Below are 14,356 nucleotides of genomic sequence, written 5' to 3' on the forward strand. Positions count from 1 at the left end.
GGCAGTTAGACGCGGCGCGGCCGGGTGTGCCGAAGCAGCGTCATGGATTGACTCCATCCAGCAAAGCGTTAGAACGCCGGATTGCCAGCCGATGCTGCAAGAATTTCCTTTCGGGGTGACCGATGGTCTGCGGGGAGGGGCGTCAGGAGTCGCGCGGGTTTTTCTGTACCGCAGCGCCTGCCACCCGGGCGGCAGGTCGGGTTTGCATCAGCGCATCGATCGCCTTGCGATAGTTCTGTCCGCCCAGTGCCATGCTGTTGTTGTGCGTTGCGCCCGGCACCAGCAACAGGCGTTTCGGTTGTCGGGCAGCGGCGAACAGTTGCTCGCTGAAGCGTGACGGCACGAATGCGTCGGCCAGACCGTGCACCACCAGCAATGGCATGTGGATCTCGGCGATCTTGTCGATGGAATCGAATTTCTGCGACAGCAACCAACGGACGGGAAGGGAAGTGTTGGCCACGGCAGCCGCGACATCCGCCAATGAGGTGAAAGTGGATTCGATGACCAGCCCACGCACCGGCAGTGGGGTGTGATGGCTGGCAGCATCGCGGCCGAGTTCGGCAGCCAGATCGATGGCGACCGCGCCCCCCAGTGAATGCCCGTAGATCAGGCGTTTGTTCGGGTCCGGTTGCAACAGCTGGAAGCGTTCCCAGGCTACCCGCGCATCTTCGTACACCGTGCTTTCCGACGGCAGGTCGCCATGACTCTGGCCGAAGCCGCGATAGTCGATGGCCAGTACCGAATAACCTGCTGCGCGCAGTTGCTCGATACGGAACAGTTGCCCGGTGAGGTTCCAGCGCACGCCATGCAAATAAAGAATGGCCGGAGCATCAGCGGGCTCCGCCGGCCACCACCAGGCGTGAATGTTTTGCCCGGCCTTGAAGCTTTTTGGTTGCAGGTCGAGTTCCTGCACGCTGCCGGGCAAGCCGTGATACCAGCCGGCGGTGCCCGGTTCGATGCGAAACAGCAGCTTGCGTTCGGTGTGTTCCAGCACGGCACAACTCGCCGGCACGCCGATGATCAGGGCGACCATGCAGGCGAACGCCAGACGGCGGCGTCGAAGTCGGGTCATGAAGGCAAGGAACATTAAACGATTCACCACGGCGCGGACAAAGAACGCTTTTTACCAGATGCCTTGACCCGTGCGTGACATTTTCGACCACCGCACGCCTGCAACGATTACAAAATACTGCAGCGACTCAGTCGATCTTCAGCACAATCTTGCCGATGTGGTCGCCCGCTTCCATGTGCGCATGGGCCTTGGCTGCGTCGGCGAGCGGGTAGACCTTTTCGATGATCGGCAGGCAGCGTCCGGCGGCGAGCACCGGCCAGACGTGTTCGCGCAATTGATCGGCGATGGCGGCCTTTTCCGCCGCGGTACGGGCGCGAAGCAGGGAACCGGTAACCACCGCACGCTTGCCGAGGATCGCCAGCAGATCGATGTCATTGGCCCGCGCGCCACCGAGGAACCCGAGCATTACCAACCGCCCATCCATCCCCAAGGCGCTGATGTTCCCGTTGAGGTACGAGCCGCCCATGATGTCGAGGATCACATTGACGCCTTGGCCGGCGGTTTTTTCAGCGATGACAGCCACGAAATCCTGTTCCCGGTAGTTGATCGCTTCGCCGCCCAGTTTGCGGATCGCTGCGCATTTGTCGGCGCTACCGGCGGTGGCGAAGGCTTCGATGCCAAACTCGCGGCATAGCATCAACGCGGTGGTGCCGATGCCGCTGGTGCCGCCGTGAATCAAGGCGCGCTGACCTCGGCTGGCGCCGCCGAGACCGAACAGGTTGGCCCACACCGTGAAAAAAGTTTCGGGAATGGCCGCTGCCTGAATCCAGTCCAGCCCATCGGGGATCGGCAGGGCCTGGCCGGCCGGGACCGTGCAGTATTCGGCGTAACCTCCGCCATTGGTCAGTGCGCAGACCCGGTCACCGACCGCGAATGTGCTGACACCGCTGCCAATTGCCACGACCTCGCCGGCCACTTCAAGGCCCGGAATCGGGTTCATGCCGGGCTTCATCGGGTATTTGCCGGCGCGTTGCAGAGCGTCGGGGCGATTGATGCCGGCGGCGCGCACGCGGATCAGTATTTCGCCCTCTGCGGCGGCCGGCAGCGGAACGCGTCGGGATTGCAGAACCTCGGGCCCGCCCGATTCGGTGATTTCGATTCGGGTCATTTCGGTAGGCAACGTCATTTTCGATTCCTCTTGAAACAAGTGATCAGTAGATGGGAGCACAGGCAGGGCGCAATGATTCCCCTCACTGGGCGCAGCAGCGTTGTTCGACGGAGGAGGGCAGCAGTTTCATGGCGTGCTCAAGTATCAGCGCGATCACGATGGCACCTCCGGCAATCACGAAGAGCAGGACATGCTGTCCGCCCGTGGCGTTGAACAGCGCCGAATAGGCGAAGCCGGCCAGCGCCTGAAACGAGGCGAACGACACCGTGGCCCGGCTCCACGCCACCTGTTGGCGATGATGATCCGGCACCAGCTCATGCACCCTTGCCAACGCCAGCGGGACAATGCCCGGCGGAAACGAACCGAGGATCACTGCCAGCAGTGCCAGCGCCAGGACCGAATGCGAAATGGCCAGCAGGCCAAGAGTGATCGCCTGCACCACCAGCACCAGACGAATGCCGGTCCGCGCACCGAGATGATCGGCGAGAAAGCCATAACTCACCGGACCGACGATGGCGCCCAGACCGTACATGATCCAGACCAGCGCGCCGACGTGCGCCCCGGCGCCCAGGCCACGGGCGACGTAATCCACCAGGAAAACCATGGCCGGCACCAGCCCGGCGGCCATGAACGCGTACTGGGCAAACAGCAGATAAACAGCAGGCGGTGTCGGCTCGACCGGATCCAGCTGAGCCGTTGCGGTGGTTGCATGGGGCAGCTCCGAAGGCCAGCCGAACCAGCTCAATGCCGTCAGCGCCAGCGACAAAACGCCCAATCCCAGCCATGTCGCTTGCAGGCCCAGACTCAGCAGCAGCGGGACGATCGTGCCGGAGCCAGCGATGCCAAGACCGATGCCGAGGAAAATCGCCCCGCTGGCCAGGCCTTTGCGCGCGGCCGGTACATGCGGCAGCACCGTCGCGGCCACCAGCACCATGATCGCGCCGCCCGCGATGCCGGACAGCAGGCGCCAACCGAAATACCAGCTCACCGACACCGGGTACGCACAGGCGAAAAACGCCACGGTCACCGCCAGCATCATCAGCCGCAAGGCGTTTCTCTGGGTAAGCCGGCGTGCCAGCGGTCGGCCGAGGAGGGCGCCGATCAGGTAACCGACCAGGTTGGCCGCGCCGAGATAGATCACATCATGGGCGGAAAACCACTGCGCCTGAATCAGCGAAGGGATCAGCGGCGTGTAGGCGAAACGCGCCAGACCGATGCTGACCAGGCTGGCGCAGAGTCCGGCGAAGATCGCCAGCCAGACACTCGTGTCCGGACGTTCGGGCGAAGCAGTTGAAGTGCGCATGACGGCAATCCTGTGGAAAGGTTTATGGCGTCCAGCATATCGGCTATTGTTGATGCGTTAATGCAGCAAGTTTGCGTTGTAGTGATGCGTTTATGCATCAATGGAGAACGGTATGAATTGGGATGACGCACGGGTGTTTCTTGCGGTTTGTCGCGAGTCGACGTTACGCGGCGCCGCGCGCGTGCTGGGCGTGGATCAGGCGACAGTCGGGCGACGCATCACCGCACTGGAAAAGTCGCTGGGCGCGACCTTGTTCCTGCGCACCTCCGAGGGCTATGCACTGACGGCCGTCGGCGAAGCGGCGCTCAAGTCGGTGGAAAAAATGGAGCATTCGGCGCTGGAGCTGGAGCGGCGAATCCAGGGCCTGGACGACCGTCTGACCGGCAGTGTGCGGGTCAGCACCACCGATTCGCTGGCCATCGATTTCCTGATCCCGGCCATCGCGCAGTTGCACGAACGGCATCCGGACGTGCGCGTGCAACTGGACGCCTCCACGCAGATCCTCAGCCTGGCCAAACGCGAAGCTGACATCGCCGTACGCAATACCCGCCCGGACAACCCGGACCTGATCGCCCGGCGCATCGCGCGTTGGCCCGTGGGGCTGTTTGCCTCGCAGGACTATGTCGACAGGCATGGTGTGCCGGCGCCGGGCAGTGCGTTTGAGGGCCATGATCTGGTGGTGTACCAGCCATATCTGCAAGGCAACAAGGACCTGACCCTGGTGACCGAGCCCGTGACTCGCGGGCGGATCGTCGCCGGTCTGAGCTCCAGTCTGCTGGTCCGACGCTCGATTGCCGCCGGTCTGGGTGTAGGAGAAATTCCGGTCTACATGGGCGAGCGCGATGGTCTGCTCAGACTGTGGCCGGAGCGTACGCGGCCGTTGCCTTATGAAGTGTGGCTTGTGACCCACGCGGATCTGCGCCATACCGCGCGGGTCAGGGCGGTGATCGAGCAGATTGTCGAAGCGTTTGCGCTGGAGAATGAGTAGTCCTTGATGCCGTGTAGGACGGCTACATCAGCTGACGATCTTGCCTACAACAGCGCCAGAATCCGCTGGCTTGTGAGTTTTTTGGCCGGGCCCTATCGTTTCTCACACCCGGAGTGAACAGGTGAAATGCTCCGAGGTGATCAATCCAGGGAAGTATTGATAAACGTCAGAGGTGCGGAATTGATTGCAAGGGAAGTCAGCCAATTTCAAGCAAGCGACATGGCCGGGCAAACGGATAGAACTGAGTCTATGACCTACATAACGCGAGACGAATTCAGCGCCAGGATCGAGGTCATCGAGACAAGAATCGATGCACGGATCGAATCCATGTCCGCCAAGATCGATGGCTTTCTGACCCAGCAGGCCGAGCGGGACAAGGTGCGGTTGGAGCAGGAGCAATCGCAGGAAGCTGCTCGATTGGAGCTGGAAGCAACTCGGCTGGAGCGAGAGCGCTCTCAGGAAGAGGCTCGGCTGGAGCGAGAGCGCTCTCAGGAAGAGGTTCGACTGGAGCGAGAGCGCTCTCAGGAAGAGGCTCGACTGGAGCGAGAGCGGTCTCAGGAAGCCGCTCGGCTGGAGCGAGAGCGCTCTCAGGAAAAGGTTCGACTGGAACAGGAGAAGGCTCGGAAAGAGGCTCGGCTGGAGCGAGAGAGGGCTCAGGAAGAAGTCCGCCTGACTCGGGAGCGGTATCTGGAGAACCTTCGCCAGGAGCAAGAAAGGATTCGGTTGGGAAGGGAAAAGGCCAATGAAAAAGCCTGGCTGGAGCGAGAGAAGATTGAGCGAAGAATTCGTCTGGCACAGGAAAAGGTTCATCAGGAGCGCGACAAGCGTTATGCGTTGATGACGGCTCGTATGGATCGATCCCTGGAGCGTATAGACGAAGCAATGAGAATGGTCTCGACGAACAAGGCGAACTACTGGGCCGCGACCACCGTACATTTTCTGGGGATGGTTGCCATTCTCGTCGGCTCCTACTACGCGAACCAGTCAAACGTGCTTGTCACGATGCAGACCACCCTGGCCATGATTCAATCGGTGAAAGAGGCTGGAAACCCTGCGCCGGCAGTGCTGATGACCTTGCCTGCTGAATGAAAAACGGCCTTCAACGAAGGCCGTTTTTTCGAGCGATGAAAACCACGGGCTTATGGCATTTCCGGCAATTCCTGCGGGCGCAGGTCAAACACCAGGACCTCGGCATCATGGCCATTGCTCAGGGTCAGTGCCTGTTCTTCACGAACCCGCACGCCGTCGCCTTCCTTCAACTGCACGCCGTTCAGTTCAACGCTGCCGCGAGCAACGTGCACGTAGGCATAGCGGTTGGCAGGCAGCTTGAGGGTGGCGCTTTCCTCTCCATCGAACAGCCCGGCATACACCCGTGCATCCTGGCGCACTTTCAGCGAGCCGTGGCTGCCTTCGGGCGAAATGATCAGTTGCAGGCGACCGCGTTTTTTCTGTTCGCTGAAGTGCTCTTGCTGGTAACGCGGTTTCGCGCCGCTGACGTCCGGCACGATCCAGATTTGCAGGAAGTGCACAGGCTTGGTCGCCGAATGGTTGAACTCGCTGTGGGCCACGCCGCTGCCGGCGCTCATCAGTTGCACATCGCCGGGGCGGATCACCGAACCGGTGCCGAGGGTGTCCTTGTGTTCCAGGGCGCCTTCGAGCACATAGGAGAAAATCTCCATGTCACGGTGCGGGTGCTGGCCGAAGCCCTTGCCGGCGGCAACGCGGTCATCGTTGATCACCAGCAGGTCGGAAAAACCCTGTTCACGCGGGTCACGGTAGCTGGCGAAGGAAAAGGTGTGGAACGACTTCAACCAGCCATGATTGGCCAGACCACGGTCGGAAGCTTTACGAAGGGTCAGCATGATGAAATCTCCTTTCAGGACGTTGATTCGTCCGAGTGAGGAGAAGGTTACTGGTTACCCTGCGATGCAATAAGTAGATGAAAATTGAAATACTGTCCGTTTTTAGTTGACAGTTGTGAGCACTGGATCACGCATTCTTTTCCAACGGTTCCACCGTATCTGGCCATAATGCGCACACTTATGATTCCACATAGATTTTGGTGATACCCCATGAAGACCGTGGCAATGGTGCTGTTTCCGGAATTTCTGCTGCTCGACATGGCCGGGCCGCTGGAGGTCTTTTCGGTTGCCAACCGCTACCTGAAACCGCAAGCCCACTATCACCTGACCACCCTGGGCACCGAGCGTGGGCCGTTGCGTGCGTCCAATGGCGTCCTCGTGCACACCGATCGGCATATCGACGAAGCCGATGAGCGCTACGACTTGCTGCTGGTGCCGGGTGGCCCTGGCGCCTACAACGAAAAACACCCGCCGTTGCTCGACTGGCTGCAAGGCGCGGTGACGCGCGCCGGGCAATACGGCTCGATCTGTACCGGCGCCTTCGTGCTCGGTCACGCCGGCTTGCTCGACGGCTACCGTGTGACCACCCACTGGAATTACACCGAACGCCTGATCAAGGGCTTTCCGAAGGCAAACGTCGCGACCGACCAAATTTTTGTCGAGGATCGCAACCTGATCACCTCCGGAGGCGTCACGGCCGGCATCGATATGGCGTTGGCGGTAGTGGCTCGTGATCATGGCAAAAAGATTGCCCAGGACGTGGCCAAGGTGCTGCTGGTGGTGATGAAACGCCAGGGCGGGCAAGCGCAGTTCAGCCCGTTGATGGCGGCAGTGGCGCCCCAGGAAACCCCGATCACCCGGGTGCAGAACCATGTGCTGGAACATCTCGAGGAAGCCTTCACTGTGGAGCGCATGGCGGGGCTTGCGAACATGAGTGCACGGCACTTCGCCCGTGTGTTTGCTCGCGAGGTCAACATGACGCCCATGGAATTCCTGCAAAGTGCGCGCATCGATTGCGCGCGAAATCTGCTGGAAACCAGCGATCTGCCGCTGAAAACCGTCGCCTACAAAAGCGGTTTCGGCAGCGTGCGGCACATGCGTTTTCTGTTCGGCGAAAAGCTCGGGCTGACCCCGACGCAATATCGCGAACAGTTCAGCTAGAGCGGTTCTGTCCGTTACGGGCATCCGGATGTCCGTGCTGGACCCCGCGTGGTGGTTGTATCGTCATCGAGGCCTGCGAAGATAACGGACATGAACAGCCTCAACGAATTGAACTCGGCGTCGGTCCTGCGTTTCGGACCGTACGCGTTCCATTTGCGTCAACGGCTGATCCTCGAAGGGGATCGGCAATTGCGCATGGGCGGTCGTGCGCTGGACATTCTGCAAGTGCTGGTCGAGCGCGCCGGGCGGGTGGTCAGCAAAGAGCAACTGATTTCGCTGGTGTGGCCGACGTCGGTGGTCGAGGAGATCAACCTGCGGGTGCACATCGCCGCGCTGCGCCGGGCCCTTGGCGACGGCGAAAAAGGCCAGCGCTACATCGTCAATGTGCCGCAGCGCGGGTACAGCTTCGTGGCCCCGGTGCAGGGCGACAGCGCTGCTCACGTGGTGTTCGAAAACCTGCAAGCGCCCCAACACAATTTGCCCGCGCGGCTGACGCCGGTCACCGGGCGCGACTCACTGGTCGGTGGTCTGGTGCGGCAACTGCCGCTGTCCCGGCTCCTGACGGTGACCGGGCCTGCCGGTGTCGGCAAAAGCACCGTGGCACTGCGCGCAGCAGAACTGCTGCTGCAACATTTCCGTGACGGCGTGTGGCAGGTGGATCTGTCGCTTATCGACGGAGACACTCCGCTCCTCAATCACCTGCTGAAAACCCTCGATATCGATTTCCCCACCTTGGCAGCGCGCCACGCCTTGCTGGTGCTGGACAACTGCGAGCATCTGCACGAAGCCTGCCGGAACCTGCTGCAAACACTCCTCGACGCCGCGCCCCGTCTTTCGATCCTGGCCACCAGCCGCGAACCGTTGCGTCTCGGTCTGGAAGTCCTCCAGCCGCTGCCGCCCCTGACCCTTCCCAAAGCCTCGGCCCTCAACAGTGTCGCCGAGGTCATGGGCTATTCGGCGGTGCAGCTGTTTGTCAGTCGCGCCCGTGCGCGTCAACACGGCTTCAGTCTGCGTGAGCAGGATCTGGAAACGGTGCGCGATATCTGTCGGCGGCTCGACGGTCTGCCATTGGCGATCGAACTGGCGGCGGCGCAGATCGATGCGCTGGCGCTGGTCGGCCTTCAGACCCAGCTGGACCAAGGCCTGCAAGTCCTGAGTCACGGTCGCCGCACTGCCGTGACACGCCACCAGTCGATGAAGGCTGCGCTGGACTGGAGCTATCAGCGCTTGAGCGAGCAGGAACAACGCGTGCTGCAACGCTTGTCGGTGTTCAAGATGGCATTCACCCTCGACGCCGCCATCGGTGTGATCAGTTGCGCGCAACTACCACCCTCGACACTGGTGGCAGTGGTCGAACAGCTCGCGGCCAAGTCGTTGCTGACCACAGATCGATCCAGCGGGACGCTGCGCTACCGAATGCTCAACACCACGCGCCGCTATGCCCGCGAACAGCTGGAGCAGGGCGGTGAACTGAGTGATGTCGAGCGTCGGCACGCGCGTTACCTGGGTCGCACCCGGCCAGCCTCAAGCGGCCGATTGACCGCGCAGTTCGTCGAGCAGTAACCGCACCTTGCGCAAGTCCGGGGTGGCATAGCCTTCGGTGAAGCGCTGGTAGATCGGTGTCAGCAATTCGAGTGCCTCACGGTAGCGCGACTGACGCTGCCACAACTGCGCCAGCGACGTCGCGCTGCGCAGTTCCCAGGCCAGGGCGCCTTGTGTCCGCGCAATTTCAAGCGATTGCTGCAAAGCGCTTTCGACCGTGTGATGACAGGGCGATTCAGCCGCCAGCAATCGCTCGGCCCGAGCCCGCAAGATCTCCGCCGTGCTCCAGCCGGCCGCACCACTTTCCGCTCGTTCGAGCAAAGCATCATCGACGAAACCCGGATCCAGCGTGACCATGATTTCCCTGACCAGACCGCTGTCGGCGGGCGGGATGGCGGGGGCCTTGTCGGCGTCGATCACCTGCGCGTAGTGCCGCGCCCACGTGTAGAACAGCAGCACCGAATGCTTCTGCGCCTGTTCGAGCAGCAGTTGCAGCAGCGCGCGGGCGTTCTGTACGTCGCCGTTGTAATGGGCGATCAGGCACGAGGCGAGTGCCAACGTGTAGCAGATCGAGGTGCCGTGGTTGATCTGCACCGCGATGTCCAGTGCCTGCCGCGCCGTGCGCCAGGCCTGCTCGGGAAAACCTTGCAGCCACAGCACTCGGGCGAGAACGGTCAGAGAGGCGACGCTCTGATCGTATTGCACGCCGAAACCGTGAGTGAAGCGGTTGAGGTGGCCGCTGTGGGCCATGCGCTGAATGACCTGCTCGGCGTGGATTCGCGCCTGATGCTGATCGCCGGCGTAATGCAGCGCGAGCACCCGCAAGCGATGGGTACTCAGGGACAGCTGCGCATCGCCGTGCACGCCGAGGCTTTCGAATTGCTCGCTCTGCTCCAGCGCCATCTGGTAATGCCCGCAACTGAGATTGACCGCCATGTGCCCCGACACGGCGCGCAATTGCCCGGCCTTGTCGTCGTGCCTTTGCGCCAAGAGACGGGCACTGGCAAAGGCTTCGATGGTTTCCGGGGTGCCGCCCCAGGTGTGATAGCAGGCGCTGCCGAGCGCCAGTTTCAAGGCGATTTCCAGTCGCGGGCAGGGCTCGTCGGATGACGCCAGCAACGCGAGTGCCCGGCGCACATGCACGCCGTACTCTTTCAGCAAGGACAGCTCCTGCCACAACGGCGCCGACGTCGCCGTCAGGCGCACGCCGAGCGCGCGCGAGCCTTCGTCGTTCAGCGTCCAGTCCAGCGCCGCGCGCAGGTCTTCAAGACCACGGGCGTAACGCTCGATCCAGACTTCGGTCGCCGTGTTCTCCCAATCGGCCTGAGCCTGATGCATCAGCGCCAGGCTGCGTTCGGCATGGCGTTCGCGGGTTTCGCCGAGTTCGTCAGCCTGATCGAGTTTTTCCAATGCATAGCGACGAGTCGTGTCGAGCAGGCGATAGAACACCTCTTCATCACCGACCTCGACATTGAGCAGCGACTTGGCGACCAGTTGCGTGATCGAGGCGAACACTTCGTTCGACTCGATGTGCTGACCGACGATAACCGCCGCCGCCGATTCCAGCGTGAATGCGCCACGAAACACGCCCAGTCGGCGCAGGCCGGTCTGTTCGCAGGCGTTGAGCAGGTTGAAACTCCAGTCGAGCGTAGCGCGCAGAGTTTCATGCCGGCCGAGGCGAGTCTGATTGCCCGCCGGCAAACGCCCCTGAAGTTGGCTCAGCAAACCGTCCAGACCAAGGCCCGCCACCTGCGCGGCGGCCAGCTCCAGTGCCAGCGGGATGCCGTCCAGCCGTCGACAGATGTCGATGATCAAGGGCAGATCAGCGTTGCCCGGCTCAAAGTGTTCGTGGGCCGCCATCGCCCGTTCGACGAACAGTTGCAGCGCGGAGAATCCCATCGCCTGATCGCGGTCGAGCACTGCAATCGGTGGTGGACAATCAAGAGACTCCAGCCGCTGCACATACTCGCCCTCGGCGCGCAGGCTTTCGCGGCTGGTGGCCAGAATGTGCACCTGCGGCGCGCCACGCAGAATGCTTTCGCTGAGCAGCGCGACGGCGTCGATCAAGTGCTCGCAGTTATCGATCACCAGCAGCATCTGCCGCTCGCGCAGGCTGTTGATCAGGCAGGCCATCGGTTCACTATCGTGCAGCGAAAGGTCCAGCAGGGCGGCGAGGTGCGAGCAGATCGAGCCCGGATCGTTGAGCGGTGCCAGATCCAGCAGACGAATCCCGTCGCGATAACGACCGATCAGTTGCTCGGCGACGCGCAGGGCCACGGTGGTCTTGCCGATGCCGCCGGGGCCGACCAGGGTGATGCTGCGCTGGCGCGGCAGTTGTGTCATCAGGCTGTCGACCACCGACTGGCGACCGATCATCCGCGTGCGACGCAATGGAAGGTTATGCCGGCCGATAGTGGCGGCGGTGGGGCGTTGCTCAATCGATTGCAGCACGACCGGCGCGACGAAACTGTAGCCGCGCTGCGCCACCGTGACGATGTAGCGCTGCCCGGCCTGACCGTCGCCGAGGGCCTTGCGCAGCGCGGCCATGTGTACCCGCAGATTGATGTCTTCCACCACGCTGTCCGGCCAGACTCCGGCGATCAGTTGCTGCTTGCTCACCACCTCGCCGGCGTGGGCCAGCAGGATCAGCAGAATGTCCATGGCGCGGCGGCCCAGGCGCAAAGGCTGGTCGCCTTCAAGCACCAGCCGCTGGCCGGGGTGGATCCGATAGGGGCCGAAACCGATGGCCTGATTCGGGGAAAGACTCAACCGCTCACTCCTTCGACGTTTTTTATGATCCTGGTCCGCCTCGGTGAAGAATCCGTGACGGGCAGGGCGGGGAGCGACTCGAGGGTCACGCAAGCCGTCTAATCCGCAGTATCCGGGCATATTCCTCAGGATTTGTCGCCAGTGCAACGTGCGCGCAATGCACGCGCCCCGGCATCGCTCGGCATCCAGTGCCGTCACCACTGTATTTAAAGGCCGGAACCTGTGCCGGTTCACCCGACAGCCGGGAAAAATTAACAACGATTAACTCGTCCGCGCCCGCGTCAGAGCCAAAACTCCGGGGCAATGGAATGCATACGTCCGGAGGACGCTGCGATGAGCAAGGTAGTGGTGGTCTATCACAGTGGCTACGGGCACACCCGCGTCATTGCGCAGGCAGTGGCCCAAGGTGTGGAACGCCATTTGGGCAGCACTTGCCTGTTGCTGGCGGTGGAAGACGTGGAAGCCCACTGGGATGACTTGCACCGCGCCGACGCCATCATCTTCGGCGCGCCGACCTACATGGGCAGCGCCTCGGCGGCGTTCAAGCAATTCATGGAGGCCACGGCCTCGTTCTATCTCGCCCGGCCGTGGCGCGACAAACTCGCGGCGGGCTTCACCAATTCCGGCAGCCTGTGCGGCGACAAGCTCAATACCCTGGTGCAGATGGCGGTGTTCGCGGCCCAGCATTCGATGATCTGGGTCGGGCTTGATCTGTTGCCGGCGCGTGCGTGCGAAGGTGTGTTCGACGGCCAGTTGAATCGCCTCGGCAGCTCCCTCGGTGCGATGTCCCAATCCAGTGTCGAACAACCGCCCGAGCAGGCACCGCCTTTGGAGGACCAACAAACCGCCGCGCACCTGGGCGAGCGGGTGGCACGATTGGCTCAGCGGATGGCTCGCGGATGAACCGCCTCAGCGGTTTTTCATGACCTGACAACGCCACGCAAACGGATTGATCCCTTCGCTGCGGGTGAAGATGTGGCAGAAGTGCGCCTGATCGCAGAAGCCGCATTCGAGGCTGATCTGCGTGAGGCTGTGGTTGGTGTGCTGGATCAACAGCTTGGCCCGGGCAATGCGCTGAGTGCGGATCCAGTCTTGCGGCGAGTACCCGGTGCTGCACTTGAACGCCCGGGAAAAATGGCTGCGTGAGAGTGAGCAGGCGCTGGCCAGTTCGGTGACTTCAAGGCTGTCGCCGAGGCGTTCGAGGATCAGCTGTTTCACCAGCCGCTCACGTTGCGGGCTGAGGCCGCCGGTGCTGGTCTTGCGGGGTTCGCTGGCAGGGGCGCGGGCGACGGTTTGCTGTAAGTGAGCCATGGCCAAGGTCCGTGTCGGTGGGGAACGCACGGTCAGCGCTTTCCCTCAGGTCAATAAAACAACGCTGCGCAGAGGGATTCATTGTTTGGCGAGGGGCGAAGGCTGACGAGTTAAACGTTGTTAATTCCACTGTCAGCTCCAACTCAGCACACCGCTGCAAGTCCCCATGACGGGAACCGGGCAGGATGGCGACGATGGGGAGCGGGCCATAAGGGCCGCAGAATCGGGCTCGTTCGAGGGGATGAATATGAAAGGTTTGTTCAACGGCGCAATCGGCGTGGCGTTGGTCGGTGTGATGTCCACCGCCATGGCGCAGGCGCCGCAGGTCGGCACGCAGGCGCCAGGCTATTTTCGACTGGCGATGGGCGATTACGAAGTGACGGCGCTGTTCGACGGCTACAACGATTTGTCGCCGAAGCTGCTGCAGGGCATGAGCCAGAGCCAGATTCGCGCCTTGCTGGCCCGCCGCTCGATTGAAACGCCGGGTGTGCAGACCGCGTTCAATGCGTTCCTGGTCAACACCGGCAAACAATTGATTCTGGTGGATACCGGCGCGGGCCAGTGCATCGGCGCCACTGCCGGCCAGCTCTCGGCGAACATGCGGGCGGCGGGCTACAAGCCGGAACAGGTCGATGCGATTCTGCTGACTCACCTGCACCTGGATCACGTCTGTGGACTGGTCGACGGCCAGCAACAACCGATCTTCGCCAATGCGACGGTTTACGCCGCCAAGGCAGAAGCCGATTACTGGCTCGACCCGAAGGCCCTCGCCAAGGCACCAGCCGGCGCGCGGGAGTTCTTCAAGATCGCTCAGGACTCTACCGCGCCATACGTCTCCGCCGGGCGCTTCAAGACATTCGCGGCGGGCCAGTCGCCGTTGCCGGGCTTGGTCGAAGCCACGCTGGAAGCCGGGCACACGCCGGGCAGTACCACTTACCGTTTTACTTCACAGAATCAGAGCATCGTGTTTATGGGGGATCTGGTGCACAACCTCGCGGTGCAGTTCGATCATCCTGAGGTAGCGATCAGCTTCGACGTCAACAGCCAGCAAGCGATCAAGAGTCGTAATGCGGTGTTCAGTGCAGCGGCGGCCAGCAAGACCTGGGTAACGGCTGCGCACTTGCCGTTCCCGGGCATCGGCCATATCACCGCGGTCGACAAACACTTCCAGTGGGTGCCGGTCGAATACGGTCCCTACAAACGCGCGGCCAAAGTACCGCTCATCGAGTAAAGTGCCCAC

Annotated in this window: 12 protein-coding genes; 6 read left to right on the plus strand and 6 right to left on the minus strand. The window is 62.1% G+C overall.

All coding sequences use genetic code 11. The features are described 5' to 3' along the window. Positions 1–142 precede the first annotated feature (142 nt). The 3 genes from LOY31_RS10325 to LOY31_RS10335 form a co-directional block, all read right to left on the minus strand. Positions 143–1,087, minus strand: a complete 945-nt coding sequence (locus tag LOY31_RS10325) for an alpha/beta hydrolase (protein WP_258713196.1) — start codon at positions 1,085–1,087, stop codon at positions 143–145. 112 nt (positions 1,088–1,199) lie between these two features. After that, positions 1,200–2,198, minus strand: a complete 999-nt coding sequence (locus LOY31_RS10330) for an NAD(P)H-quinone oxidoreductase (RefSeq protein ID WP_258713197.1) — start codon at positions 2,196–2,198, stop codon at positions 1,200–1,202. Positions 2,199–2,262: 64 nt separating this feature from the next. Next, positions 2,263–3,483, minus strand: coding sequence for an MFS transporter (locus LOY31_RS10335; protein ID WP_258713198.1), 1,221 nt, complete (start codon positions 3,481–3,483; stop codon positions 2,263–2,265). 112 nt (positions 3,484–3,595) lie between these two features. On the opposite strand from LOY31_RS10335, the gene LOY31_RS10340 reads away from it, so the two are divergent. Together LOY31_RS10340 and LOY31_RS10345 are read left to right on the plus strand one after the other, a co-directional pair. Continuing rightward, entirely contained in the window at positions 3,596–4,471 is an 876-nt protein-coding gene (locus LOY31_RS10340; RefSeq protein ID WP_085607764.1) for a LysR family transcriptional regulator, read from the plus strand. Positions 4,472–4,798: 327 nt separating this feature from the next. Beyond that, positions 4,799–5,560 carry a hypothetical protein gene (locus LOY31_RS10345; protein WP_258713199.1) on the plus strand — a complete coding sequence of 254 codons (762 nt, stop codon included), beginning with the start codon at positions 4,799–4,801 and terminating at the stop codon, positions 5,558–5,560. Between the two features lie 50 nt (positions 5,561–5,610). Here LOY31_RS10345 and LOY31_RS10350 read toward each other — a convergent pair whose 3' ends face one another. After that, on the minus strand, positions 5,611–6,333 hold the full coding sequence (locus LOY31_RS10350) for a pirin family protein (RefSeq protein ID WP_085607760.1): 723 nt from the start codon (positions 6,331–6,333) through the stop codon (positions 5,611–5,613). A gap of 210 nt (positions 6,334–6,543) precedes the next feature. Between LOY31_RS10350 and LOY31_RS10355 the strand changes: the two genes are divergently transcribed. Both LOY31_RS10355 and LOY31_RS10360 read left to right on the plus strand, forming a co-directional pair. Next, complete coding sequence (locus tag LOY31_RS10355; protein WP_258713200.1) at positions 6,544–7,494, plus strand: GlxA family transcriptional regulator; 951 nt, start codon at positions 6,544–6,546, stop codon at positions 7,492–7,494. A 90-nt stretch (positions 7,495–7,584) separates the two neighbouring features. Further along, entirely contained in the window at positions 7,585–9,057 is a 1,473-nt protein-coding gene (locus LOY31_RS10360) for a helix-turn-helix transcriptional regulator (protein ID WP_258713201.1), read from the plus strand. Here LOY31_RS10360 and LOY31_RS10365 read toward each other — a convergent pair. Continuing rightward, positions 9,019–11,805 carry a winged helix-turn-helix domain-containing protein gene (locus LOY31_RS10365; RefSeq protein ID WP_258713202.1) on the minus strand — a complete coding sequence of 929 codons (2,787 nt, stop codon included), beginning with the start codon at positions 11,803–11,805 and terminating at the stop codon, positions 9,019–9,021. The genes LOY31_RS10360 and LOY31_RS10365 overlap by 39 nt on opposite strands. 333 nt (positions 11,806–12,138) lie before the next feature. Here LOY31_RS10365 and LOY31_RS10370 point away from each other — a divergent pair, with 333 nt between their 5' ends. Then, positions 12,139–12,708 carry a flavodoxin family protein gene (locus LOY31_RS10370; protein ID WP_258713203.1) on the plus strand — a complete coding sequence of 190 codons (570 nt, stop codon included), beginning with the start codon at positions 12,139–12,141 and terminating at the stop codon, positions 12,706–12,708. A 6-nt stretch (positions 12,709–12,714) separates the two neighbouring features. Here LOY31_RS10370 and LOY31_RS10375 read toward each other — a convergent pair whose 3' ends face one another. Beyond that, positions 12,715–13,116 carry a helix-turn-helix domain-containing protein gene (locus LOY31_RS10375; RefSeq protein WP_007956080.1) on the minus strand — a complete coding sequence of 134 codons (402 nt, stop codon included), beginning with the start codon at positions 13,114–13,116 and terminating at the stop codon, positions 12,715–12,717. 247 nt (positions 13,117–13,363) lie between these two features. Here LOY31_RS10375 and LOY31_RS10380 point away from each other — a divergent pair, with 247 nt between their 5' ends. Then, entirely contained in the window at positions 13,364–14,347 is a 984-nt protein-coding gene (locus LOY31_RS10380; RefSeq protein WP_085607750.1) for an MBL fold metallo-hydrolase, read from the plus strand. Positions 14,348–14,356: the final 9 nt, after the last annotated feature.

The sequence above is a fragment of the Pseudomonas sp. B21-021 genome (genome assembly GCF_024749205.1).
GTDB classification, from domain to species: Bacteria; Pseudomonadota; Gammaproteobacteria; order Pseudomonadales; family Pseudomonadaceae; genus Aquipseudomonas; species Aquipseudomonas paraglycinae.

Coding starts and splice junctions, on each gene's coding strand:
- LOY31_RS10325 (WP_258713196.1), bottom strand. CDS start 1,087: ATGTTCCTTGCCTTCATGACCCGACTTCGACGCCGCCGTCTGGCGTTC.
- LOY31_RS10330 (WP_258713197.1), bottom strand. CDS start 2,198: ATGACGTTGCCTACCGAAATGACCCGAATCGAAATCACCGAATCGGGC.
- LOY31_RS10335 (WP_258713198.1), bottom strand. CDS start 3,483: ATGCGCACTTCAACTGCTTCGCCCGAACGTCCGGACACGAGTGTCTGG.
- LOY31_RS10340 (WP_085607764.1), top strand. CDS start 3,596: ATGAATTGGGATGACGCACGGGTGTTTCTTGCGGTTTGTCGCGAGTCG.
- LOY31_RS10345 (WP_258713199.1), top strand. CDS start 4,799: ATGTCCGCCAAGATCGATGGCTTTCTGACCCAGCAGGCCGAGCGGGAC.
- LOY31_RS10350 (WP_085607760.1), bottom strand. CDS start 6,333: ATGCTGACCCTTCGTAAAGCTTCCGACCGTGGTCTGGCCAATCATGGC.
- LOY31_RS10355 (WP_258713200.1), top strand. CDS start 6,544: ATGAAGACCGTGGCAATGGTGCTGTTTCCGGAATTTCTGCTGCTCGAC.
- LOY31_RS10360 (WP_258713201.1), top strand. CDS start 7,585: ATGAACAGCCTCAACGAATTGAACTCGGCGTCGGTCCTGCGTTTCGGA.
- LOY31_RS10370 (WP_258713203.1), top strand. CDS start 12,139: ATGAGCAAGGTAGTGGTGGTCTATCACAGTGGCTACGGGCACACCCGC.
- LOY31_RS10375 (WP_007956080.1), bottom strand. CDS start 13,116: ATGGCTCACTTACAGCAAACCGTCGCCCGCGCCCCTGCCAGCGAACCC.
- LOY31_RS10380 (WP_085607750.1), top strand. CDS start 13,364: ATGAAAGGTTTGTTCAACGGCGCAATCGGCGTGGCGTTGGTCGGTGTG.